Source organism: Micromonospora citrea (assembly GCF_900090315.1).
In the GTDB taxonomy this organism is placed as follows: Bacteria; Actinomycetota; Actinomycetes; order Mycobacteriales; family Micromonosporaceae; genus Micromonospora; species Micromonospora citrea.
This window is the reverse complement of sequence record NZ_FMHZ01000002.1, coordinates 4,289,910-4,312,957: the sequence shown is the minus strand read 5'-3', so window position 1 is coordinate 4,312,957 and position 23,048 is coordinate 4,289,910. Positions and strand designations below refer to the sequence as shown.

At 72.8% G+C, this 23,048-nt stretch carries 28 protein-coding genes, 2 pseudogenes and 1 riboswitch; of the genes and pseudogenes, 1 reads left to right on the top strand and 29 read right to left on the bottom strand.

Annotation, left to right across the window (positions count from 1 at the left end; genetic code table 11):
- Positions 1-54: 54 nt before the first annotated feature.
- From GA0070606_RS33410 to GA0070606_RS19825, 9 genes and pseudogenes are all read right to left on the bottom strand, one after another.
- Positions 55-634, bottom strand: a pseudogene (locus tag GA0070606_RS33410) (thiamine phosphate synthase); the annotation flags it as partial.
- A 134-nt stretch (positions 635-768) separates the two neighbouring features.
- On the bottom strand, positions 769-1,539 hold the full coding sequence (locus tag GA0070606_RS19860; protein ID WP_091102635.1) for a thiazole synthase: 771 nt from the start codon (positions 1,537-1,539) through the stop codon (positions 769-771).
- A 4-nt stretch (positions 1,540-1,543) separates the two neighbouring features.
- Positions 1,544-1,744: a sulfur carrier protein ThiS gene (gene thiS / locus GA0070606_RS19855; RefSeq protein ID WP_091102631.1), complete on the bottom strand. Its 201-nt coding sequence runs from the start codon at positions 1,742-1,744 to the stop codon at positions 1,544-1,546.
- A complete protein-coding gene (gene thiO / locus GA0070606_RS19850; RefSeq protein WP_091102628.1) occupies positions 1,735-3,039 on the bottom strand; it encodes a glycine oxidase ThiO in 1,305 nt (434 codons plus the stop codon). The genes thiS and thiO overlap by 10 nt, the downstream gene beginning before the upstream one ends.
- Positions 3,033-3,659 (bottom strand): thiamine phosphate synthase, encoded by a 627-nt coding sequence (gene thiE / locus GA0070606_RS19845; RefSeq protein ID WP_091102625.1) that lies wholly within the window; start codon positions 3,657-3,659, stop codon positions 3,033-3,035. The genes thiO and thiE overlap by 7 nt, the downstream gene beginning before the upstream one ends.
- Positions 3,654-3,762, bottom strand: a riboswitch (TPP riboswitch). It overlaps the preceding gene by 6 nt.
- 324 nt (positions 3,763-4,086) lie before the next feature.
- Entirely contained in the window at positions 4,087-5,031 is a 945-nt protein-coding gene (locus tag GA0070606_RS19840; RefSeq protein ID WP_091102621.1) for an aldo/keto reductase, read from the bottom strand.
- 71 nt (positions 5,032-5,102) lie between these two features.
- On the bottom strand, positions 5,103-5,900 hold the full coding sequence (locus tag GA0070606_RS19835) for a nucleotidyltransferase domain-containing protein (protein ID WP_091102618.1): 798 nt from the start codon (positions 5,898-5,900) through the stop codon (positions 5,103-5,105).
- Complete coding sequence (locus GA0070606_RS19830) at positions 5,897-7,576, bottom strand: ABC-F family ATP-binding cassette domain-containing protein (protein WP_091107916.1); 1,680 nt, start codon at positions 7,574-7,576, stop codon at positions 5,897-5,899. Before GA0070606_RS19830 ends, GA0070606_RS19835 begins: the two co-directional genes overlap by 4 nt.
- Before the next feature lie 41 nt (positions 7,577-7,617).
- A complete protein-coding gene (locus tag GA0070606_RS19825) occupies positions 7,618-8,223 on the bottom strand; it encodes a class I SAM-dependent methyltransferase (protein ID WP_091102616.1) in 606 nt (201 codons plus the stop codon).
- Positions 8,224-8,360: 137 nt separating this feature from the next.
- On the opposite strand from GA0070606_RS19825, the gene GA0070606_RS19820 reads away from it, so the two are divergent.
- Entirely contained in the window at positions 8,361-9,473 is a 1,113-nt protein-coding gene (locus tag GA0070606_RS19820; RefSeq protein WP_176737370.1) for a hypothetical protein, read from the top strand.
- A gap of 226 nt (positions 9,474-9,699) precedes the next feature.
- Here GA0070606_RS19820 and GA0070606_RS19815 read toward each other — a convergent pair whose 3' ends face one another.
- The 20 genes and pseudogenes from GA0070606_RS19815 to GA0070606_RS19720 form a co-directional block, all read right to left on the bottom strand.
- The gene (locus GA0070606_RS19815; RefSeq protein ID WP_245724745.1) at positions 9,700-10,746 is read right to left on the bottom strand and encodes a P1 family peptidase; all 1,047 of its coding nucleotides are present in this window, start codon (positions 10,744-10,746) and stop codon (positions 9,700-9,702) included.
- A 181-nt stretch (positions 10,747-10,927) separates the two neighbouring features.
- Positions 10,928-11,758, bottom strand: a complete 831-nt coding sequence (truA, locus tag GA0070606_RS19810; protein WP_091102607.1) for a tRNA pseudouridine(38-40) synthase TruA — start codon at positions 11,756-11,758, stop codon at positions 10,928-10,930.
- A gap of 69 nt (positions 11,759-11,827) precedes the next feature.
- Positions 11,828-12,388, bottom strand: a complete 561-nt coding sequence (gene rplQ, locus GA0070606_RS19805; protein ID WP_091102603.1) for a 50S ribosomal protein L17 — start codon at positions 12,386-12,388, stop codon at positions 11,828-11,830.
- A gap of 34 nt (positions 12,389-12,422) precedes the next feature.
- Positions 12,423-13,445, bottom strand: coding sequence for a DNA-directed RNA polymerase subunit alpha (locus GA0070606_RS19800; protein WP_013735931.1), 1,023 nt, complete (start codon positions 13,443-13,445; stop codon positions 12,423-12,425).
- A 99-nt stretch (positions 13,446-13,544) separates the two neighbouring features.
- Positions 13,545-14,171, bottom strand: coding sequence for a 30S ribosomal protein S4 (rpsD, locus tag GA0070606_RS19795; protein ID WP_091102599.1), 627 nt, complete (start codon positions 14,169-14,171; stop codon positions 13,545-13,547).
- Between the two features lie 14 nt (positions 14,172-14,185).
- Complete coding sequence (gene rpsK / locus GA0070606_RS19790; protein ID WP_007073011.1) at positions 14,186-14,593, bottom strand: 30S ribosomal protein S11; 408 nt, start codon at positions 14,591-14,593, stop codon at positions 14,186-14,188.
- A gap of 87 nt (positions 14,594-14,680) precedes the next feature.
- On the bottom strand, positions 14,681-15,061 hold the full coding sequence (gene rpsM, locus GA0070606_RS19785; protein ID WP_007073012.1) for a 30S ribosomal protein S13: 381 nt from the start codon (positions 15,059-15,061) through the stop codon (positions 14,681-14,683).
- A 265-nt stretch (positions 15,062-15,326) separates the two neighbouring features.
- On the bottom strand, positions 15,327-15,440 hold the full coding sequence (gene rpmJ, locus GA0070606_RS19780; RefSeq protein ID WP_012184307.1) for a 50S ribosomal protein L36: 114 nt from the start codon (positions 15,438-15,440) through the stop codon (positions 15,327-15,329).
- 93 nt (positions 15,441-15,533) lie between these two features.
- Positions 15,534-15,755 carry a translation initiation factor IF-1 gene (infA, locus tag GA0070606_RS19775; RefSeq protein ID WP_007073013.1) on the bottom strand — a complete coding sequence of 74 codons (222 nt, stop codon included), beginning with the start codon at positions 15,753-15,755 and terminating at the stop codon, positions 15,534-15,536.
- Positions 15,756-16,154: 399 nt separating this feature from the next.
- Positions 16,155-16,739: pseudogene (locus GA0070606_RS19770) on the bottom strand (DUF1707 SHOCT-like domain-containing protein); the annotation flags it as partial.
- A 261-nt stretch (positions 16,740-17,000) separates the two neighbouring features.
- Positions 17,001-17,852 carry a type I methionyl aminopeptidase gene (gene map, locus GA0070606_RS19765; protein WP_091102596.1) on the bottom strand — a complete coding sequence of 284 codons (852 nt, stop codon included), beginning with the start codon at positions 17,850-17,852 and terminating at the stop codon, positions 17,001-17,003.
- Between the two features lie 93 nt (positions 17,853-17,945).
- Positions 17,946-18,599, bottom strand: coding sequence for an adenylate kinase (locus GA0070606_RS19760; RefSeq protein ID WP_091102592.1), 654 nt, complete (start codon positions 18,597-18,599; stop codon positions 17,946-17,948).
- A complete protein-coding gene (secY, locus tag GA0070606_RS19755) occupies positions 18,600-19,928 on the bottom strand; it encodes a preprotein translocase subunit SecY (RefSeq protein WP_091102586.1) in 1,329 nt (442 codons plus the stop codon).
- A gap of 235 nt (positions 19,929-20,163) precedes the next feature.
- Positions 20,164-20,607 carry a 50S ribosomal protein L15 gene (gene rplO, locus GA0070606_RS19750; RefSeq protein ID WP_091102583.1) on the bottom strand — a complete coding sequence of 148 codons (444 nt, stop codon included), beginning with the start codon at positions 20,605-20,607 and terminating at the stop codon, positions 20,164-20,166.
- Positions 20,607-20,789 (bottom strand): 50S ribosomal protein L30, encoded by a 183-nt coding sequence (gene rpmD / locus GA0070606_RS19745; RefSeq protein WP_007073018.1) that lies wholly within the window; start codon positions 20,787-20,789, stop codon positions 20,607-20,609. Before rpmD ends, rplO begins: the two co-directional genes overlap by 1 nt.
- Entirely contained in the window at positions 20,789-21,403 is a 615-nt protein-coding gene (rpsE, locus tag GA0070606_RS19740) for a 30S ribosomal protein S5 (RefSeq protein ID WP_091102580.1), read from the bottom strand. Before rpsE ends, rpmD begins: the two co-directional genes overlap by 1 nt.
- A 33-nt stretch (positions 21,404-21,436) precedes the next feature.
- Positions 21,437-21,826: a 50S ribosomal protein L18 gene (gene rplR, locus GA0070606_RS19735; RefSeq protein ID WP_091102576.1), complete on the bottom strand. Its 390-nt coding sequence runs from the start codon at positions 21,824-21,826 to the stop codon at positions 21,437-21,439.
- Positions 21,823-22,365: a 50S ribosomal protein L6 gene (rplF, locus tag GA0070606_RS19730; RefSeq protein WP_091102572.1), complete on the bottom strand. Its 543-nt coding sequence runs from the start codon at positions 22,363-22,365 to the stop codon at positions 21,823-21,825. The genes rplR and rplF overlap by 4 nt, the downstream gene beginning before the upstream one ends.
- Before the next feature lie 16 nt (positions 22,366-22,381).
- Positions 22,382-22,789: a 30S ribosomal protein S8 gene (rpsH, locus tag GA0070606_RS19725; RefSeq protein WP_013288624.1), complete on the bottom strand. Its 408-nt coding sequence runs from the start codon at positions 22,787-22,789 to the stop codon at positions 22,382-22,384.
- 73 nt (positions 22,790-22,862) lie between these two features.
- Positions 22,863-23,048 carry a type Z 30S ribosomal protein S14 gene (locus GA0070606_RS19720; protein ID WP_007465272.1) on the bottom strand — a complete coding sequence of 62 codons (186 nt, stop codon included), beginning with the start codon at positions 23,046-23,048 and terminating at the stop codon, positions 22,863-22,865.

The following is a 23,048-nucleotide window of genomic DNA, read 5'->3' as shown; positions in this document are numbered from 1 at the left end:
CTGTTGTGAGGGCGACCGCCTTCGGGGCGGCCGTTTGGGTGGTTACCGTCGGAGCGGCTGCCGTGAGGGCGGCTGCTGCCGCCTCGGGGTCGTCGGCGCGCATGATCGCACCGAGCACCGCCACGCCGACGGCTCCCGCCTCGACGCAGGCGGCCACCTGGTCCGGGCTCTGCACTCCGCCGAGCGCCAGGATCGGCACAGGGCTGTGCCGGATCAGCTCGCCGAGACCGTCCGGGCGCAGGGGTGGGCCGTAGCCGGGTTTGGTGCTGGTCGGATAGACGGGTGAGAGGGTCGCGTAGTCCTCCGTGGTGAGCCGAGCCAGCTCGGCCCGGTCGTGGCAGGAGCGGCCGACCAGGCCGAGCCTCGGCGGCGGGTACGGACCGGCGGAGGGCAGGTGCACCGCGTCGCCGCCGAGCGGATCGGGGCCGGCGACGATCAGGGTGCCGCCCGCCTCGGCGAGGATCGCGCGCAGTTCGGCGGCGAGGGCGGCGCGCTCGGCCCGGGGCAGGTCCTTCTCCCGCAGCACCACCCAGCGCACGCCGCCGGCCACCGCCCCGGCCACCACCTCGACCAACGGCCGCCGCGCCTGCCACCGGTCGGTCAGCAGCACGACCCCGGACGGCGCACAGGAGATCTTGGTAGGAAACTGCCCCTCCAGGGACCCTTCGGTACCAAGATCTGAAGCCGCAGCCGGCGCCGCAGCCGCAGCCGGCGCCGCAGCCGGGGGCGGGGCCGCAGCCCGGGGCGGGGCGGTGGGGGCGGGGCGGGTCACAGGTCGGGCCGTCCCTCGTCGGGGGTGGAGGCGAGGGCGTGGAAGCGGCGGGCGATCCGGCCCGCCCCGTGAGCGAGTCGCCCCGCCTCGACCGCGTGCCGCATCGCGGTGGCCATCGCCACCGGGTCGGCGGCGCGGGTGACCGCGCTGGCGAGCAGCACCGCGTCGCAGCCCAGCTCCATCGCCAGCGCCGCGTCGGAGGCGGTGCCGATGCCGGCGTCCAGGATCACCGGCACGTCGACGCTCTGCCGGATCAGCCGGATGTGGTGCGGGTTCGACACGCCCAGGCCGGAGCCGATGGGCGCGCCCGCCGGCATCACCGCCGCGCAGCCGACGTCGGCCAGCCGCCGCGCGAGAATCGGGTCGTCGGAGGTGTACGGCAGCACCACGAAGCCGTCGTCGACGAGTTCCTCGGCAGCGCGCAGCAGCTCCACCCCGTCGGGCAGCAGCGTGCGCTCGTCGCCGATCACCTCCAGCTTCACCCAGTCGGTGCCGAACGCCTCCCGGGCCAGGTGCGCCACCTTGACCGCCTCGCCCGCCGTGTAGCAGCCTGCGGTGTTCGGCAGCAGCCGTACGCCGCAGCGGTCCAGCAGGTCCAGCAGGCCGCCGGCGGTGCCGGGGGCGGTGTCCACCCGGCGCAGGGCCAGGGTGACAAGCTCGGTGCCGGAGGCGCGGATGGCGTCCTCCAGCACCCGCAGGTTGGCCGCGCCACCGGTGCCGAGGATCAGCCGGGACGTGAAGCTCACGCCGCCCACGTCGAAGCTCACCCCGTCACCCGCCCTGGGCGGCGCTGAGCACCTCGACGCGGTCGCCGTCGCGCAGCACGGTCGCCGGCCAGCCGGTACGCGGCACGACCTCCCCGTTGACCGCGACGGCGAGGCCGCGCTGCTGGTCGGTGACCGCGCGGACCACGTCCGCCACGGTCGAGCCGCCGGGCACGCTGCGCCCGGTGCCGTTCACCGTCAGTTCCACGTGTGCTCCTCCTCGGGTGCGGACGGTCCGGGACCGGTCCGGCCGCCGACTGCGGGTACGGCCGGCGCGACACCGGCGGCCGACCGGACGACGCTGGCCGAACCGGCGGTCGCGGCCGAACCGCCCGTCGCGGCCGAACCGGCGATGCCGGCAGAATCGGCGCTCTCGGCAAGCTCGGCGACGCCGACCGGCCCAGTGACGCCGACCGGACCGGCCGGGTTCGGGGGCAGGAACCGGGCGGGGGTGAAGGGGGCGAGCAGCGGGTCTGGCGTGCCCGTGACGACCAGGTCGGCGATCAGGTCGGCGGTGACGGGGGTGAGCACGATGCCGTGCCGGTGGTGCCCGGTCGCGAGGAGCACGCCCGGCCGGTCCGGCAGCGGGCCGAGGATCGGCGCGTTGTCCGGGGTGCCGGGGCGCAGGCCGGCGAGCGTCTCCACGAGGTCGTACTCGGCCAACTCCGGCAGCAGGTCGACGGCGGCGCGGAGCAGGCGCAGCACCGCCCCGGCGGAGACGTCGGTGTCGGTGCGCTCCTCGACGGTCGCGCCCACCACCACCTCCCCGTCTTCGCGGGGCACGAGATAGACGTGCTCGCCGTCGGCGTACCCCCGGATGACGTGCCGGAAGCCCGGCGGGACGCCGCCGGGCGCGCGGAGCCGCAGCACCTGGCCCTTCACCGGCCGCACCGGCAACCCGGTCAGGGCCGCCGCGCCGCAGCCGGCCGCGACCACCGTGACGCGGGCGTCCACGTCGGACAGCCGCCGCACGGCGGTGGGCAGCAGCGTGGCGCCGGCCCGCTCGGCGGCGGTGCGCAGCGCCGGCACGAGCCGACGCGGGTCGACCTGGTGGTCGGTGGCGGCGAGCGCGCCGCCGCGCACCCGGGGGGCCAGCGCCGGCTCGCGGTCCCGCAGCGCCGAGGGGCGCAGCGGCGTCACCGGCAGTCCGAGACCCTGCTGGTACGCCCACAGCCGCCGCGCCTCCGCCAGGTCGTCGGCGGTGAGCCCGACCATCAGCGTGCCCTCGGTGCGGTAGCCGATGTCCGCGCCGGTCGCGGCTGTCAGCTCGGCGGCGAAGGCGGGCCAGCGGGCGGCGGAGGCCGTCAGCAGCCCGGTCAGCTCGTGCTCCCCGAAGTACGCCTCGGCGACCGGGGCGAGCATCCCGGCGGCGACGTGGGACGCGCCGGAGCCCGGGGCGGGATCGTGGACGACGACGCGGAGCCCTCGCGCCGCGCAGCGCCACGCGATTCCCAGCCCGACCGGTCCCGCCCCCACCACGGCGACGTCGGGCCGGCTCAGCACCCCAGGGCTCCCAGCAGCTCCGTCGTCGCCCGGCCCGGATCGGCCGCCCCGGAGAGCGCCCCCACCACCGCCACCCCGTACGCCCCGGCGGCCAGCAGCGCCGGCGCGTTGGCGGCGGTCACGCCGCCTATCGCGACGACCGGCACGTCCACGGCCTCGGCGACGGCGCGCACCCCGGCCGGGCCGATCGGTGCCGGCAGCCCGGTCTTGGTGCTGGTGGCGTGGCAGGGGCCCACGCCCAGGTAGCTGGCCCCGGCGGCGACCGCCTCGGCGGCCGTTCCCGGTTCGCGGGCGGTGGCGCCGAGCACGGCGGTGGCGCCGAGCACCCGGCGGGCCGCCCCGACCGGCAGGTCGTCCGCGCCGACGTGCCCGCCTGCGGCGCCCACCGCCAGCGCCACGTGCAACCGGTCGTTGACCAGGCAGGTGGCGCCGTACGGCGCACAGAGCGCGACCACCCGGCTGGCCAGCTCGTACGCCTCCCGGTCGGTGGCGTCGTCCTCCACGCGGACCTGCACGACCAGTTCGTCACGGGCCACCGGCAGGGCGGCCCGCAGCACGGCCAGCGGGTCACGCCCGGGTCGGGTGTCGGTGATCAGATGCAGTCGCCCGAGGGACGGCACGGCAACACTCCTCCCTGCGCCGGCATTATCCGGATCAGGTTCGACGGTCGGGGGCTCACAGCCCCCCTCTCAGCCCGGTCCACCGGGCTCCCGTGGGTCACTTGCGGGTGTCACCGTACGACGGATCGCCGGATCCGCCAAGGTCGGGATGCGGATTTCACATCGACCGCCCGATCGCGACGGTCGGGGCAGCGGGTGACCGCCCGCCCCCGACATGCTGTCCGGATGCCCTCCGCCGCCCGGGTTCCGCCGCGCCTGGCCTTCCTGCCGTTCCGGGCAGCGTCGCCGTCGCCGACGGCCTCCTGACCCGCGCCATGCTGCGCGTTTCGGCCCGGCAGCGACGGGTGGAACACCAAGCGCGTCTCCCGGGGTCGGAAGGGTCCGTGGTGTTCCACCCGTGGCAGCTCGGGCGGGGGAGGGTGAGGGCTCAGAGGACCGCGCGGAGGGCGTCGAGATCCTCGTCGGTGGGCTGCCAGGCACCCGCCTCGGCGTTGGCCCGCACCTGCTCCGGCGTGGTGGCGCCGGCGATCACCGAGGTGACCGCCGGCTGGGCGGCCAGCCCGCCGATCGCCACCTGGAGCATCGACAGGCCCCGCTCGTCCGCGTACGCCTCGATGGCCTCGATGAGGTCCCAGTCGGCGGCGGCGAGGCGCTGGGCGTACCGGCCGCCACCGGCGAGGCGGCTGCCGGCGGGCGGGGCCTGGTCGCGCCTGTACTTCCCGGTGAGCAGCCCGTTGGCCAGCGGGAAGAACGGCAGCAGCCCGAGACCGAACCGCTCGCAGGCCGGCACCACCTCGGTCTCGACGGAGCGTTCCAGGAGGCTGTAGTGGTTCTGGGCGCTGATGAACCGCGACCGGCCGTTGGACGACGCCACCCAGTCGGCGTCGGCGATCTGCCACCCGGCGAAGTTGGAGTTGCCCAGGTAGCGCACCTTGCCGGCGCGCACCAGGTCGTCGAGCGCGGCGAGGGTCTCGTCGATCGGGGTGCCCGGGTCCGGCTCGTGCATCTGGTACAGGTCGATGTGGTCGGTGCCGAGCCTGCGCAGCGACGCCTCGACCGCGCGGGCGATGTAGCGTCGCGCGCCCCGAGCGCCGAAGTCGGGGCCGTTGAGCCCGTGCATGTCCATGCCGAACTTGGTGGCCACCACCACGTCGTCGCGGCGGCCCTTGAGAGCCTGGCCGAGCAGTTCCTCGGAGCCGCCCTGCGGCTCGCCGTAGATGTCGGCGGTGTCGAAGAAGTTGATCCCGACGTCGAGCGCGGCGTCGACCACCGCCCGGGTGCCGTCGAGGTCCAGCTTGCGGCCGAAGTTGTTGCAGCCGATGCCGACCACGGACACCACGAGCCCGGAGTCGCCCAGCCGGCGATAGGTCATCTCAGTCACGAGATCAACCCTATGCCGGCCACAAGCCGCACGCCGACGAGCGCGAAACCCGCCCGCCCCGGTCAGCCGAGCACGTCGGCGGTGAGGCGGCGGGCGTCCGCGAGCGTGGCGGCCAGTTCGTCCGGCGTCCGCCCGACCGCCGCGAGCAGCGCCTGCGCCCGCCGGGCGAAGTCGGGCGGGGCGTCCGGCAACCGCCCGGCGGAGGCGAGCATGCCCTTCTCGTTGACCAGCCACCGCCCGGCCCGGGCGTGCAGCACCTGGGCGAGCACCCCGACCACCCGGAACAGGCAGCCGGCCACGTAACCGCTGTCGCCGGCGGACGTCGCCTTGCCGGCGCCGTCGAGCAGCAGCCGGGCCTCCCAGCCGCCGTCGACCAGGGCCCCGGCCAGGGCTGGCGGGTAGCGGAGCGTCTCCTTCCGCAGCGCGGTCAGCTCGCCCGTCGGGTCGGCGAGCACGCGGCAGAACGCCACCTCCCCGGCGTAGGCGCACGAGTAGAAACCGAGCGGATGCCCGGCCTGCACGCCGACCTCGTAGCGGCCGGCCCGGCAGTCCGCCCAGATCCGGTGCACCCGGTCGAGGTCCCGGTAGATCCAGTCGACCGCCGCCCCGCCGACGCGCAGCCATCCGCCGCCGTCGATCCACGGCCCCCAGCCACCGGGCGGGGTCAGCTCGACCCCCTCGTCGGCGACCGCCGCGGCGACGGCCCGCAGCCCCGCCACGTCCAGCTCGCCCCGGTAGTAGAGGCCGAGGTCCCAGTCGGAGTCGGGCCGATGCTCGCCCCGGGCCCGGCTGCCGCCGAGCGCGACGGCGACGACCCCGTCGACCGCGCACAGGCGGTCGGCGAGGCCGGCGGGGATCACGCCACGTCCCAGACCGGTTCGGGGGTCTCCACCACCTCGTTGTCGCCGCGGAAGAGCACGAACCGGTCGAACGACCGGGTGAACCAGCGGTCGTGGGTCACCGCCACCACGGTCCCCTCGAACGCGTTCAGCCCGGCCTCCAGCGCCTCGGCGGAGGCCAGGTCGAGGTTGTCGGTGGGCTCGTCGAGCAGCAGGAGCGTCGCGCCGGACAGCTCCAGCAGCAGCACCAGGAAGCGTGCCTGCTGCCCGCCGGAGAGGGTGCCGAAGCGCTGGTCGCCCTGCCCGGCCAGCTCGTACCGGCTCAGTGCCGCCATCGCCGCGTGCCGGTCCATGCCGGCCCGGTGGTCGTCGCCCCGCCAGAGGATCTCGACGAGGGTCTTCGCCATCAGCTCCGGCCGGTCGTGGGTCTGCGAGAAGTGCCCGGGGCGCACCCGCGCGCCGAGCCGGGCCACCCCGGCGTGGGCCACCGGCGCCAGCGCCGCCGCCCCGTCGACCGGGCCGTTGGCGGGGTCGGGGTCGGTGCCGCCCCGGGCCAGCAGCCGCAGGAAGTGCGACTTGCCGGTGCCGTTGGCGCCGAGCACGGCGACCCGGTCGCCGTACCAGATCTCCAGGTCGAACGGGTAGGTCAGGCCGTCGAGTTCGAGCTGCTCGCAGACCACCGCGCGCTTGCCGGTCCGCCCGCCGGTCAGCCGCATCCGGATGTCCTGGTCCTTCGGGGGTACGGGCGGCGGCCCGGCCTCCTCGAACTTGCGCAGCCGGGTCTGCGCGGCCTGGTAGCGCGAGGCCATCCCGTCGTTGTACGCGGCCTTCTGCTTGTACATCAGCATCAGCTCGCGCAGCTTCTGGTGTTCCTCGTCCCAGCGTTTGCGCAGCTCGTCGAGGCGGGCGTGCCGGGCCACCCGGGCGGAGTGCCAGCTCGCGAAGCCGCTCGGGTGCACCCAGGCGCTGCCGCCCTCGACGGCGACCACCCGGTCGGCGGTGTGGGCGAGGAGTTCCCGGTCGTGCGAGACGTAGAGCACCGACTTGCCGGACTCCCGCAGCCGCCCCTCCAGCCACCGCTTGCCGGGCACGTCGAGGAAGTTGTCCGGCTCGTCGAGGAGCAGCACCTCGTCGGGGCCGCGCAGCAGCAGTTCGAGGGCGAATCGTTTCTGCTGGCCGCCGGAGAGGGTCCGCACCGGACGTTCCCGGGCGGCGTCCCACGGCAGGTCGAGCACGATCGTGGCGACGGTGTCGAAGAGCACCTCGGCGTCGTACCCGCCGACCTCGCCCCAGGCCGCGAGCGCGTCCGCGTACGCCAGCTGGGCCTTGCCGGCGGCGGTGCTGTACTTGCCGCGCACCTCGGCCGCCCGCATGGCCGCCTCGGTCGCGGCGAGCCGGCGGCCGGCGTCGCGCAGCGCCGGCGGGGCCAGCGACAACGCGAGGTCGGCCAGCGTGGACTCGTCGCCGATCATGCCGATGAACTGGCGCATGACGCCGAGCCCGCCGGCCCGCGCGATCGCGCCCGTCTTCACCGGCAGGTCGCCGGCGACCATGCGCAGCAGGGTCGTCTTGCCGGCGCCGTTCGGCCCGACGAGGGCCACCTTGGCGCCCTCACCGACCCGGAACGACACGTCGGCGAAGAGCTCCCGACCGTCGGGGAGGAGGTGCCCGACCGCTGCCACGTCCACGTATCCCACGTCGGCATCCTGCCCGAGCACCCGTCGTGCGGCCCAGCCAATTACCGGGTGACGCGGAGGACCCGGTAGCCCTTCTGGCTGGCGTGCCGCTCGACCTGCCAGCCCTGCTCGACCAGCCAGCGGTGCAGCGAGTCGCCGCCCAGGTGGCGGGCGACGACCAGCCAGGCCACGCCGTCGGGGGCGAGGCGGGGCAGCCAGCGCAGGAGCATCCGGTGCAGCTCGTCCTTGCCGACCCGGATCGGCGGGTTGGACCAGAGCTGGGCGAACGTGACGTCGGCGGGCACGTCGTCCGGTGCGGCGACGCGCACCCGGTCGGCCGCGCCGACCCGCGCCGCGTTGCCCGCGGTCAGCTCGCGGGCCCGCTCGTTGACGTCGACGGCCCACACGGTCGCCGTGGGTGCCGAGCTGGCCAGCACGCAGGTGATCGGCCCGAAGCCGCAGCCCAGGTCGAGCAGCGCGCCCGTGGTGCCGGCGGGCGGCAGTTCCGCCTTGCGCAGCAGCACCGCCGTGCCGGGGTCGAGGCGGGCTGCGGAGAACACCCCGCCGGCGGAGGTCAGGGTGTAGTCGCGGCCGGCGACGGAGAACTCGACCTCGCGCGGGTGGGCGGCCGTCGCGGGCTCAGCGGTGAAGTAGTGGTCGCCGGTCACGCCGGCAATTCTCGCACCGCCGTCGCGCCCGGCCGGCCCGGGTCCGGGGCGCGGGGCGCAGCACGACACGAAACGACCCGGCCGACAATTTCCAATTATTACCCCCTAAAGGGACAATGCCTCCTACTCTGGGCGACATGGTGTATCGGTACGAGTCCGATGAGGACGCATTCATGGAGTACCCGGAGCCCGGGTCCGACCGGTCGGTGCTCGGTGCCGGTCCGCCTCCCCCGGCCGGCCCCTCCCCGTCCCGCTTCCCGACGCCGTCGCTGCCGCGGGCCAACCGGGTCGTGCTGCCCTCCGCCGAGCCGGAGCCCGTCCGCGCGGCGGCACCGGCGTCGCCCCCGCCGCACGCGCAGCCGCCGTCGTCACCCCAGCCGTACACGCAGGTCCAGTCCCCGCCACCGGTCGAGCCGCCCGCGACTGTCGAGGCGACCGCGCCGGCCGGGCCGCCGCCGCCCCGGCGCGGCGGCGGGCGGCTGTGGCAGGTGCTGGTCGGCGGCGCGGCCGTGCTCGTGCTGCTCGCGCTCTGCGGCCTCGCCGCCGCCGCCCTGCTCGACGAGCGCGACCAGTCCCCGCAGGCCACGTCCACCGGCCGGCCCGAGGTCGCCGAGTCGGCCGGGGCCGAGGCGCACGACCTCGACTCCCGCGACACCGACCAGGCCCCGCTGACCGCCAAGGAGGTCTTCCCCGGCAAGCAGCTCGTCGTCGCCGACGGGCAACCCGCCTACCGGGTGCTGAAGACCCACTCCAGCGCGAGCTGCGCGGTGGCGGCCACCGGGGAGGTCGCCGACCTGCTGGTCCGCCTCGGCTGCAACCAGGTGGTCCGCGCCACGCTGCGGACGCCCGACGGCGACCTCCTGGTCACCACCGGCCTGTTCAACCTGACCGACCGGGCCAACGCCGAGCGCGCCCGCGACCGGATCCGGCTCATGCTCGACGAGCGGCAGGGTCGGTTCCGGGGCATGGCGGCCGACGACGACAGCGAGGCCGTCGCCACCGCGCCGGCCCGGGTCGGCTGGCAGGTGCGCGGCCACTACCTGGCGTACGCGGTGGTCGCCCGCGCCGACGGCGAGACCATCCGGTCCGGCGACATCAAGGCCCGCGAGGTCCTGTTCGACATGATCGAGCTGCACCTCAACCGGGGCGTGCTGGAGCGCCGGGCCGACGGCGGGACGGCCGGCCAGCCGACCGACGAGGGCGCGGACCGCACCGGCACGCAGGACGGCGGGGAACTGCCGGGCGAGTGACGGGCCTCCGGTGTGGACGGGTGCGTGGGCCACGGGGCCGCGCACCCGTTCCGCGCGACTCCGCCACCAGCTCTGCGGTTGGCAGGTCGGCGGGGCGGTCGTGGCGGCCACGGCGCCTGCCGATGCCCGCCGCGCCTCGCGATACGCCCACCAGTGGCGATCGGTGTCTCGCCGCCCCGCCTCGTGAACCGACCCGGGCGTACCCGCGCGGGGCGGCGGCCCCGCCTCACCCGCGCAGGTCGACGCGGTGCGTCCGCAGCAGGTGCCGCATCCGGTCGTGCGGGACGGCGTACTTGACCCGCCCGGCGAAGCCGACGGTGGTGCGCGCCGTGAACAGCGAGTTCAGCAGGGCCTCCTCCACCGCCTCCAGCACCGCCGCGAAGACCGGTTCCAGGTCGTGCTCGGGCGCCGCCGACGCCCCCGGATCCGCCGTGGAGAACGCCAGCGCGTAGTCGCCGCTGCCGCCGGCGAAGTCCGATCCGACCCGCGCCATCGCGAACACGGCCCGGCGGGCGATCCGGCCGAGCTGGCGCGCGTCGAACCGGCCGTCCGTGGCGACCACGATCACGCAGGAGTTCCCCCGGTGCTCCGGCCGCCCCGGGGCGACCGGCACGCCCACCTGCTCGCAGCGGATCGGCACCCCCAGCACCTGGAGCACGCCGGAGAAGTTGGCCTGCGCCAGCACGCCGACGGTGACCGCACCCCGCGACGTCGCGACCAGCCGCGAGGACGTGCCGACGCCGGCCTTGAAGCCCAGGGCCGCCGTGCCCGTACCCGCGCCGACGGCCCCCTCGGCGGGCAGCCCGCCGCGCGCCTCGCCCAGCGCCGCGAGCACGTGCTCCGCCCGCACCGGTCGCGCCCGGATGTCGGAGAGGAACCCGTCGTTGGTCTCGGCGACCACCGGGTTCAGCGACTCGACCGCCTCCCGGCCCGGCTGCCCGAGCATGTAGGTGAGCAGCGCGTCCGCGGCCCGGAACGTGGACAGCGTCGCGGTCAGCACCACGGGGGTCTCGATCTCGCCCAGCTCGGTCACCTGCGTGGAGCCGACCATCTTGCCGTGCCCGTTGCCGACGAACAGCCCGGCGGGCAGCGACCGGCGCTCGGTCAGCTGATCCGGGACGATCGCCGTCACCCCGGTCCGGATGCTGTCGCCCTCGACCAGGGTGGTGTGGCCCACCCGGACGCCGGGGACGTCGGTGACGGCGTTCACCGGCCCCGTCGGCAGCGTCCCCACGACGATGCCGAGTTCGCGGGCCCGCCGGGATTCCTGCACGACTCCGATCCCTTCTCGCTGCCGGCCGCGTGCGCCGTGCCGGGCCGCGCCCGCGCTACCAGCCGCGCCCACGCTACCGGCCGCGTCCCCGGTGCCGGCCGCGCCCGCGCTGCCGGGGGGCGTGCGCGCTGCCGGGGGGCGTGCGCGGCGCCGGGCCGTCGGCGGTGCCGCGCCGACGCCGTCAACCCTCCAGGGGTACGCGCAGCCGGCGGGTCGCCTCGGCGCGGCGGGCGTACTCGGCCGGGTCGTCGGGATAGCCCACGGCGACCAGGGTCAGCCCGTGCGCCGGGGCCACCGTCACCTCGCTGGAACGCTCCCGGCGGGCGAGCAGGCTGCCCGGCCACTCGACCGGCCGGCGCCCGTCCCCGGCCACGAGCATCGCCCCGACCAGGCTGCGCACCATCGCCTGGCAGAACGCGTCGGCCTGCACGGTGGCGACGAGGATCCCGTCGGGATCCCGCCGCCAGTCCAGCCTGGTCACCTCGCGCAGGGTGGTGGCGTTCTCCTTGCGCCGGCAGTACGCGGCGAAGTCGTGCTCCCCCACCAGGCCCGCCGCGGCGGCGTTGAGCGCGGCCAGGTCAAGCGGCTTCGGCCAGGCCAGCACCTCGTGCCGGCGCAGCGGCTCGGCGCCCCAGGGCGCGTCGGTCACCCGGTACTCGTAGCGGCGGAAGGTGGCCGAGAACCGGGCGTCGAAGTCCGCCGGCACCTCGGTCATCGCGCGTATCCGCACGTCGGTGGGGAGCAGCCGGGCCAGCCGGCGCAGCAGCCGCCCCTCGTGCTCCCGCCACACGGCGGCGGGCAGGTCGACGTGGCAGACCTGCCCGGTGGCGTGCACGCCCGCGTCGGTGCGTCCCGCCACGGTCAGCCCGGTCGCCGTCCCGGCGCCGAGCACCAGGTCGAGGGTCTCCACGAGCACCCCGGCGACGGTACGCCGGGTCGGCTGGGCGGCCCAGCCGGAGAAGCCGGTGCCGTCGTACGCGACGTCCAGCCGGAGCCGGGTGCGCTCGTCCACTCGTACCTCCGCCTCATGGATCGGGCCCGGCACCCCGTGGAGGGGTGCCGGGCCCGACGGTGGCCTCGATCAGGCCTTGTCGTTCTCGCCGGCCTCGTCGCTGTCCTCGCGGGCGGCGGCGGTGTCGCCGGACGCCGACACGGGCGGCTCGGCGTCCTGGTCGCCCGAGTTCGACTTCGGGGTCTCCTCCGCCGGGGCGAGCGCCTCGACCTTGTCCTGCTGCGCGGCCTTGCGGGCCGCGGTCTTCTTGTTCGCCTTCGGCTCGGCGACCTGAAGCTCCTCGACCAGCTCGATGATCGCCATCGGTGCGGCGTCACCCTTGCGCGGACCGGTCTTCACGATCCGGGTGTAGCCACCGTTGCGGTTGGCGTACCGGGGCGCGATCTGGTCGAACAGGGCGTAGACCACGTCCTTGTCCTTGACGACGCCCAGCACCCGCCGGCGGGACGCCAGGTCGCCGCGCTTGGCCTTGGTGATGAGCTGCTCGGCCAGCGGACGCAGCCGCCGGGCCTTCGTCTCGGTGGTCTGGATCTTGCCGTGCTGGAACAGCGCGGTGGCCAGGTTGGCCAGCATCAGCCGTTCGTGCGCGGGGCTGCCGCCGAGGCGGGGGCCCTTGGTGGGCGTGGGCATGCTTGGTGCTCCTCAGGTGTGGCGGCAGCGCGGACTAGAGCTGCTCGGTCTCGCGGTAGTCGTCGGTGTCGTAGTCGGCCTCGCCGAAGGCGTCCACGACGTGCGCCGGGTCGAAGTTCGGAGCCGAGTCCTTCAGCCCCAGACCCATCCCGGCGAGCTTCATCTTGACCTCGTCGATCGACTTCTGGCCGAAGTTGCGGATGTCGAGGAGGTCGGCCTCGGTACGCCCGATGAGCTCACCAACGGAGTTGATGCCCTCGCGCTTGAGGCAGTTGTAGGAGCGGACGGTCAGGTCCAGCTCCTCGATCGGCAGCGCCAGGTCCGCCGCGAGCTGGGCGTCCTGCGGGGACGGCCCGATGTCGATGCCCTCGGCGGTCTCGTCCAGCTCCCGGGCCAGACCGAACAGCTCCACCAGCGTCGAACCGGCCGAGGCCAGCGCCGTACGCGGGCCCATCGACGGCTTGGTCTCGACGTCGATGATCAGCCGGTCGAAGTCGGTCCGCTGCTCGACACGGGTCGCCTCGACGCGGTAGGTCACCTTGAGCACCGGCGAGTAGATCGAGTCGACCGGGATCCGGCCGATCTCCGCGCCCGCCTGCTTGTTCTGCGCCGCCGTGACGTAGCCGCGGCCCCGCTCGACGGTCAGCTCCATGTCGAGCCGGCCCTTGCCGTTGAGGGTGGCGAGCTTCAGGTCGGGGTTGTGCACCGAGACGCCGGCCGGCGGCTGGATGTCGCCCGCCGTCACGTCGCCCGGGCCCTGCTTGCGCAGGTACATGCTGACCGGCTCGTCGTGCTCGGAGCTGACGCAGAGCTCCTTGATGTTCATGACGAGCTCGACCACGTCCTCCTTGACACCGGGGATCGTGGTGAACTCGTGCAGCACACCGTCGATCTTGATCGAGGTGACCGCCGCACCCGGGATCGACGACAGCAGCGTACGCCGCAGCGAGTTGCCCAGGGTGTAGCCGAAGCCGGGCTCCAGCGGCTCGATGGTGAACCGGGACCGGGTCTCGTTGATCGACTCCTCGGAGAGGGTCGGTCGCTGGCTGATGAGCATGTCTTCTCTTCTCTTCCGGGGCGCCCGCCATATGACGCCCACGACAAACTGTTCCGGTGGCCCGCCCCCGTGAGGGCGGGCCACCGCAACGAGCTCCGACTACTTGGAGTAGAGCTCGACGATCAGCTGCTCCTGGACCTGCGTGTCGATGACCTGGCGGGCCGGGAGCGAGTGCACGAGCACCTTCATCTGGCTGGGGATAGCCTCCAGCCACGCCGGAACCGACTTCGAGCCGGCCTCGGCCTGCGCCACGACGAACGGGGTGAGCTCCTTGCTCTTGCCCCGGACCTCGATGATGTCGTGCTCCTTGACGCGGTACGACGGGATGTCGACCTTCTTGCCGTTCACGGTGAAGTGGCCGTGCTTGACCAGCTGGCGGGCCATGTCCCGGGACTTGGCGTAGCCGGCCCGGTAGACCACGTTGTCCAGCCGCGACTCGAGGATCTGCAGGAGGACCTCACCGGTCTTGGCCTGCTTGGCCACGGCCTCCTCGTAGTAACCGCGGAACTGCTTCTCCAGCACGCCGTAGACGCGGCGGGCCTTCTGCTTCTCGCGGAGCTGGAGCAGGTACTCCGTCTCCTTCGTGCGGCCGCGACCGTGCTGCCCGGGCGGGAACGGCCGGGACTCGAACGGGCACTTCGGGCCATCGCACTTGCTGCCCTTGAGGAACAGCTTCATCTTCTCCCGCCGGCAACGGCGGCAGTCAGCACCGGTGTAACGAGCCATCTCTCTCTAACCTCTCAGACCCGGCGACGCTTCGGCGGACGGCACCCGTTGTGCGGCTGCGGGGTCACGTCGGAGATCTGACCGACCTCCAGGCCCACGGCCTGCAGCGAACGAATGGCGGTCTCCCGGCCGGAGCCGGGGCCCTTGACGAACACGTCGACCTTGCGCATGCCGTGCTCCATCGCCCGGCGCGCGGCGGCCTCGGCGGCGAGCTGCGCGGCGAACGGGGTCGACTTGCGGGAGCCCTTGAAGCCCACCTGGCCCGCGGAGGCCCAGGAGATGACCGCACCGGTCGGGTCCGTGATGGACACGATGGTGTTGTTGAAGGTGCTCTTGATGTGCGCCTGCCCGTGGGCGACGTTCTTGCGTTCCTTGCGCCGGACCTTCTTGACGGCGGCTCCGGCACGAGCCTTCGGTGGCATAAGTCTGTGCGCTCCTAGTTGACTTACCGAAACGGGTTGGAGTCCGGCCTACCTCGGCCGACGCCGACCCGGATTCCGGTTTACGTCTTACTTCTTGCCGGGCTTCTTCTTGCCGGCGACGGTCCGCTTCGGGCCCTTGCGGGTGCGGGCGTTGGTCCGCGTCCGCTGGCCACGCACGGGGAGGCCCCGGCGGTGCCGGATACCGGCGTAGCAGCCGATCTCGACCTTGCGGCGGATGTCAGCGGCGACCTCGCGGCGCAGGTCGCCTTCAACCTTGTAGTTGGCCTCGATGTGGTCGCGGAGCTGGACAAGCTCCTCGTCCGTGAGGTCCCGGGCGCGCTTGTCCGGCGAGATGCCGGTGGCGGCGAGCGTCTCCAGAGCGCGGGTGCGACCCACGCCGAAGATGTAGGTGAGCGCGATCTCCATCCGCTTCTCGCGGGGGAGGTCGACGCCGACTAGACGTGCCATGTGCGGGCGTGCTCCTCGTGGTGTTCTGGCGGAGGTGTGGACCCGTCCCATCCCGCTACCGACCGTCCCTGTCCTTCCGGCGACTGCGCCGGCGACCGGGATCGGTCGCTGCCCGAGCGGGCCCCGGCCTCCGACCGGGGGTCAACCACGCACTGGTACGCGACGCGCACCGCCCGCGGCTGGGACGAGCATGTGATTCGTTGTCTGGATCCGCGGCCCGGACCGATTACGACCGACCGTTGTCGAACGGCCGGTCGGAACTGGTTCAGCCCTGGCGCTGCTTGTGGCGCGGGTCGGTGCAGATGACCATGACCCGGCCGTGCCGGCGGATGACCCGGCACTTGTTGCAGATCCTCTTGACGCTCGGCTTGACCTTCACGGTTGCCTTACTTCCCATCTGGCCCGAGGACGCGCCGAGGCGCGACACCGGACGTCGAAGACGGACACGGGGACGTCCCGGCCGTCGTCAGGCTTACTTGTAGCGGTAGACGATGCGCCCGCGGGTCAGGTCGTACGGCGAGAGTTCGACGACGACCCGGTCCTCCGGCAGGATGCGGATGTAGTGCTGCCGCATCTTGCCGCTGATGTGAGCCAGCACCTTGTGACCGTTCGCGAGCTCCACGCGGAACATTGCGTTCGGCAGGGGCTCGATGACCCGACCCTCGATCTCGATGGCTCCGTCTTTTTTCGGCATGTCCTCCGCTGTCCTGACGTCGGTTACTCCGGACGGCCCACAACGTCTTACACGGGTGACTGATCAAGATCAGAAAGCCCGCGCCAGCCGCGGCTCCGACTCCCGCCGAAGCGCTGGGCGGGCATGCCGGAGTGGACGCTGTGCGCCGATCAGAAAGTGTACGCCCGCCTGCACGCCGTCGCCAAACCGGCCGGGAATCGGTGCGTCGAACCGGACAGAAGGGCCCGTTCAGAGCTCGACGTCGCCGGTCAGGCGTTCCCTCCCGGCCGTCGGCGCCTCCCCCACCCGAAGCTCCCGCTCCCGGCGGTCCGCGTCGGCGGCCAACTCCCGCTCCCGCTCCCGCACGTCCGCGTCAGGGGCGGCAGCCAACTCGCGCTCCCGGCGGTCCGCGGCGGCGGCGGGCAACTCGCGCTCCCGGCGGTCGGCGGCGGCGGCCAACTCCCGCTTCCGCGCCCGCCTCGCCAGTCGGCGCGTGCGCCGCCGCTCCCGCTTCACCGCCCGCCGCTGCGGCTCTCCCCCGGTCAGGCCGGCGACCGTACGCACCACGAGCACAGCGCCCCACGGCCCCGCCACCCAGGCGGGCCAGAAGTAGAGCAGCTCGGCGGAGAGCGCGGAGGCCACCGCCCAGACGGTCACCACGATCGCGACCACCCGCAGGTACGGCAGCCAGACCTCGGCCAGCCACCGGGCGACCACCGCCGGGGTGGCCGGCGACCGGTCCCCCTCCGACGGCGGCGCGACGTCCTCCGGGGGCGTGGCGAGCTGCGACGCCGCCGGGGCGGCCGGCACCGGAAGGTGTCCGGTGACCGGCAGGTCGTTCACCAGCGCGTCCAGCTCGCCGTACGTGCGCGAGGCGTACGCCCGCTGGAGGCGCTCGTCGTACTCGTGCAGGTCCAGCCGGCCCTCGTCGACGGCCACCCGCAGCCGCTCCGCGACCGCGTGACGGTCGGCGTCGGCGGCCCGCATCCCGTCGCGTCCCTCCATGCCCGCAAGCATGACACCACCCCACCAGCCACCGCCCTCCCTGCACGGGCCGCCGGGACGGACGGACCGGCGGGCTCGCCGGGCCGGGAGCCAACGGGACCGGCGGGTAGCGGAGACCGACGGGTCAGCGGGGCCGACGGGCTCAGCGGGCCGGCTGGGTCAGCGGGCCGGCTGGGTCAGCGGGCCGGCTGGGTCAGCGGAGCCGGCGCCCACTGCGGGCCGACGGGCTCAGCGGGCCGACGGTCAGCGGAGCCGGCGGGCTCAGCGGGCCGACGAATCCGCGGGCTGGCGGGACGTGACCAGCTCGCCCAGGCGGGCGCGCCCGCCGTCCGGCGCCGTCAGCACCCAGACCCCGTCCGGGAGCAGAGCCATCGTGTGCTCCACGTGCACCGCCATCGACCGGTCCCGGGTGATCACGGTCCAGCCGTCGGAGAGCTCGACCGTCCGGGGCGAGCCCATCGTGATCATCGGCTCGATCGCCAGCGCCACGCCCGGCACGAGGCGCGGGCCCTTGCCCGGCCGCCCGTGGTTGAGCACGTGCGGGTCCTGGTGCATCTCGGTGCCGATGCCGTGCCCGCCGTAGCCGTCGACGATGCCGTACCGGCCGCCCTTGCGGACCGCGTTCTCCACCGCGTGCGAGATGTCGGTGAGCCGGCCCTTGCCGCTGGCCGCGCCCCGGGCGGCGGCGGCGATGCCCGCCCACATGGCGTCCTCGGCCACCTCGGCCATCTTCAGCAGCGCCGGGTCGACATCGCCCACCCCGACCGTGATGGCGGCGTCGCCGTGCCACCCGTCGAGCACCGCGCCGCAGTCGATCGAGATCAGGTCGCCGTCGCGGAGCACCTGCCCCGGCGACGGGATGGCGTGCACGACCTGCTCGTTGACCGACGAGCAGATCGACGCGGGGAAGCCGTGGTAGCCCTTGAACGAGGGGACCGCGCCTGCCTCGCGGATGGTCGACTCGGCGATGGCGTCCAGGTCGGCGGTGCTGACCCCGGGGGCGACCGCCTCCCGCATCCGACGCAGCGCCTCGGCGACCACCAGCCCGGCGGCCCGCATCTTCTCGATCTGGTCAGGGGTCTTCAGCTGGATGTCCAGCTGGGGACGACGCATGGAGCCGTTACCTTTCGTTGCCGAAGCCGAAGAGCGGGGCACGTCGGACGTACCCCGCTCTTCGCACTCTATCCGCCGGAGCCCGGCGGGACGTCAGCCGCCGTACGACCGCAGGGCGTCGATGGCCCGGACGGTGACGTCCTCCACCGGGCCGGTGGCGTCGATCCCGACCAGCTTGCCCTGGGCGCCGTAGTAGTCGACCAGCGGCGCGGTCTTGTCCGCGTACTCCCGCAGGCGGGTGGCGATGGTCTCCGGCTTGTCGTCGTCGCGCTGGAACAGCTCGGCGCCGCACCGGTCGCAGATGCCCTCGCGGGTGGTCGCGTCGAACTCGACGTGCCAGATCTTGCCGCAGCCCCGGCACGTGCGCCGGCCGGAGAGCCGCCGGATCACCTCGTCGTCGTCGACGACCAGCTCCAGCACCAGGTCGAGCGCGGTACCCAGGTCGGCGAGGAGCTTGTCCAGCGCGGCGGCCTGCGGCGTGGTCCGCGGGAAGCCGTCGAGCAGGAAGCCCTCCGAGGCGTCCGGCTCGGCGAGCCGGTCCCGCACCATGTTGATGGTGACCTCGTCGGGCACCAGCTCGCCGGCGTCCATGTAGCGCTTCGCCTCGACACCCAGCGGGGTGCCCTGCGAGACGTTCGACCGGAAGATGTCGCCGGTCGAGATCTTCGGGACCGAGAGGTGCGCGGCGACGAACTCGGCCTGCGTACCCTTGCCCGCGCCCGGCGGGCCAACCAGAACGAGTCTCATCTACCGCAGGAACCCTTCGTAGTTCCGCTGCATGAGTTGGCTCTCGATCTGCTTGGTGGTCTCCAGACCGACGCCGACCATGATCAGGACAGCGGTGCCGCCGAACGGGAAGTTGAGGTACTGCTGCTTGTCCAGCCAGATGAAGAAGAAGTTCGGCAGGATCGAGATGATGCCCAGGTAGAGGGCGCCCGGCAGCGTGATCCGGCTGAGGATGAAGTCCAGGTAGTCGGCGGTCGGCTTGCCGGGGCGGATGCCCGGCACGAAGCCGCCGTACTTCTTCATGTTGTCCGCGACCTCGGTCGGGTTGAACGTGATCGAGACGTAGAAGTACGTGAAGAAGATGATCAGCAGGAAGTAGACCGAGATGTAGATCGGGCTGGTCGGGTCGACCAGGTTGTTCTGGATCCACGTCTGGGTCTTGCCCGGGTTGGTCTGGTCGAAGAACTGCAGCGCCAGCTGGGGCAGGTAGAGCAGCGACGAGCCGAAGATGACCGGGATGACACCCGCCTGGTTGACCTTCAGCGGGATGTAGGTCGAGGTGCCGCCGTACATCCGCCGGCCGATCATGCGCTTGGCGTACTGCACCGGGATCCGGCGCTGCGACTGCTCGATGAAGGTCACGGCGGTGATGACCACCAGGACCAGCGCGATGACCAGGAGGAAGCGGCCCCAGCCGCCGGTCTGCTTGATCTGCCAGCCCTCGGCGGGGAGCCGGGCGGCGATCGAGGTGAAGATCAGGACGGACATGCCGTTGCCGACGCCCCGGTCGGTGATCAGCTCACCGAGCCACATCACCACGCCGGTGCCGGCGGTCATGGTCATGACCAGGATGGTCAGCGTCAGCCAGTCCGGGATCCCGGTGCCCTCGGGGATGATCGGGAACTGGTCGCACTGGTTCTGGAAGAGCTGCCCGGAGCGGGCCAGCGCCACGAACGCCGACGCCTGCAGGACACCCAGGCCCAGCGTCAGGTAGCGGGTGTACTGGGTGATCTTCGCCTGGCCGGCCTGGCCCTCCTTGCGGAGCTGCTCCAGCCGCGGGATGACCACCGTCAGCAGCTGCAGGATGATCGACGCGGTGATGTAGGGCATGATGCCCAGCGCGAAGACCGAGAGCTGCAGCAGCGCGCCGCCGGAGAAGAGGTTGAGCAGGTTCAACACCCCGGTGGAGCCGTTCTCCAGGGTGTCGAGGCACTTCTGGACGTTGCCGTACGAGACACCCGGGCTGGGCAGCGTCGCCCCGAGCCGGTAGACCGCGATGATGCCTACTGTGAACAGCAGCTTCTTGCGCAGGTCAGGCGTACGGAACGCACTGAGAAAGGCGGACAGCAACTTCTTCCTCCTGCGCGCGGCGGGCCGCCGGTGATCCCGGGCGGGTCGGGGTGGGTGCCGGGCGAACGCCCGATATCCATAGCTGGGAAGGGACTCTAACAGCCCGATCCCCGTCCGGGCAGATGTGCCCGGCTACATAAACCGAATCCGATGTTACCCGGCGCACACATGCCGGGGAGACCATGGCGCCCGCCCAGTTGAGTCAACTGAGCGGGCGCCACAGGTCGTACAGCCCTTACAGCTCGGTGACGGTGCCACCGGCGGCGGTGATCTTCTCCTTGGCCGACGCGCTGAACGCGTGCGCCGACACCTGGAGGGCGACCCCACCGAGGTCCCCGGTGCCGAGGACCTTGACCGGCTGGCCCTTGCGGACCGCGCCGGCCTCGACCAGCTCCAGCGGGCCGACCTGGCCGCCGTTCGGGAACAGCTCGGCGAGCCGGTCCAGGTTGACCACCTGGAAGACCACCTTGAACTTGTTCTTGAAGCCCTTCATCTTCGGCAGGCGCATGTGGATGGGCATCTGCCCACCCTCGAACGCCGCCGAGATGTTCTTGCGGGCCTTCGAACCCTTGGTACCGCGACCGGCGGTCTTGCCCTTCGAGCCCTCACCGCGACCCACACGGGTCTTCGCGGTCTTGGCACCGGGCGCCGGACGCAGGTGGTGGACCTTGATCGTCATTACTCGACCTCCTCGACCTTCACGAGGTGGTTGACCGCGAAGATCATGCCGCGAATCTCCGGACGGTCCTCCTTGACCACCACGTCGTTGATCCGCTTGAGACCGAGCGAGCGCAGCGAGTCACGCTGGTTCTGCTTGGTCCCGATCTCGGACCGGACCTGGGTGACCTTCAGGCGAGCCATCAGGAAGCCACCCCCGCCCGCGACGCCAGCATGGCGGCCGGCGCGACGTCCTCGACCGGCAGACCACGACGGGCGGCGACGGCCTCGGGGGACTCGAGCCCCTTCAGCGCCGCCACGGTGGCGTGCACGATGTTGATCGGGTTCGACGAACCGAGGCTCTTGGAGAGCACGTCGTGGATACCCGCGCACTCCAGCACGGCGCGCACCGGGCCACCGGCGATGACACCCGTACCGGCGGAGGCCGGCTTGAGCAGCACGACGCCGGCGGCGTCCTCGCCCTGCACCGGGTGCGGGATCGACTGACCGATCCGCGGCACCTTGAAGAAGTGCTTCTTGGCCTCCTCGACACCCTTGGCGATCGCCGCGGGCACCTCCTTGGCCTTTCCGTAGCCCACGCCGACGGTGCCGTCGCCGTCGCCCACGATCACCAGGGCGGTGAAGCTGAAGCGACGACCACCCTTCACGACCTTGGCGACGCGGTTGATCGCGACGACCCGCTCGAGGTGCGGGGTCTTCTCGACGGGCGCGTTTCCGCGGCCGCCCTCACGGCGGTTGTCGCGGCGACCACCCTCGTTGCCACCGGACCCGCCGCCACGGCGCTGTTGACCTGGCATCAGCAGCCTTCCTTCTCTCTCGTGACGGGGTTTCTAGAACTCGAGCCCGGCTTCGCGGGCGGCGTCGGCAAGCGCGGCGACCCGCCCCGCGTACCGGTTGCCACCGCGGTCGAAGACGACCTTGGAGATGCCGGCGGCCTTGGCCCGCTCGGCGAGCAGGGCGCCGACCTTGCCGGCCAGGGCGCTCTTGTCGCCCTCCGAACCGCGCAGCGACGCGTCCAGGGTCGAGGCCGACGCCAGGGTGTGACCCTTGGTGTCGTCCACGATCTGGGCGACGATGTGCCGCAGGGAGCGGGTGACCACGAGGCGGGGACGCTCGGCGGTGCCGCTGATGTTCTTGCGGACCCGGAAGTGCCGGCGCGCACGCCCGACGGCACGCTTGGCGGCGACGCCGCGGCGGCGCTTGAGCAGCGTGGCGCTCACTTCTTACCTGCCTTTCCAGCCTTGCGGCGGATGACCTCGCCCTGGTACTTCACGCCCTTGCCCTTGTAGGGCTCCGGCGGGCGGATCTTCCGGATGTTGGCGGCAACCTCACCGACCAGCTGCTTGTCGATGCCGGCCACGTGGAACAGCGTCGGCTTCTCCACCGTGAAGGTGATGCCCTCCGGCGCCGGCACCAGCACCGGGTGCGAGAACCCGAGCGCGAACTCCAGGTCCTTGCCCTTGGCGGTGACGCGGTAACCGGTACCGGCGATCTCCAGGCTCTTGCGGTAGCCCTCGGTGACGCCGACGATCATGTTGGCGACCAGGGTACGGCTCAGGCCGTGCAGTTCCTTGGCCTTGCGCTCGTCGTTCGGGCGGTTGACGTTCAGCTGCCCGTCCTCGGCCCGGTCGATCGTGATCGGCTCGGCCAGGGTGTGCGAGAGCTCGCCCTTCGGGCCCTTGACCTTGACGGTCTGCCCGTCGATCGTGATGTCGACGCCGGCTGGCACCGGGATCGACTTACGTCCAATACGCGACATTTCTACCTGTCTCCCGTTACCAGACGAAGGCGAGGACTTCCCCGCCAACGCTCCGCTTGCGGGCCTGCCGGTCGGTGAGCAGCCCCTGGGACGTCGAAATGATCGCCACGCCCAGCCCGCCGAGCACCCGCGGGAGCCCGTCCGACTTGGCGTAAACCCGCAGACCGGGCTTGGACACTCGCTTGATGCCGGCCAGGCTCCGCTCGCGGTTCTGGCCGTACTTCAGCTCGACGACCAGTCGCTTGCCGACGGCGCCCTCCTCGGGCTCCTCGACCGACCAGGTGGCGATGTAACCCTCGGCCTTGAGGACCTCGGCGATGTTCGCCTTGATCTTCGAGTAGGGCATCGTCACCCGGTCGTGGTACGCCTGGTTGGCGTTACGCAGACGCGTGAGCATGTCTGCGATCGGGTCGGTCATCGTCATGGAATTCGTCAGCCTTTCTCGCCGGGGTTCCCGGGGCGATGAGCCCCGGGCCTACGGCGAAGAGCAATAGCTATTACCAGGAAGCCTTGGACACGCCGGGCAGCTCACCGCGGTGGGCCATCTCCCGGATGCACACCCGGCAGAGACCGAACTTGCGGTAGACCGCCTTCGGACGCCCGCACCGCTGGCAGCGGGTGTACGCGCGAACCGAGAACTTCGGCTTCGCGGCCGCCTTGATGATCAGCGCCTTCTTGGCCAT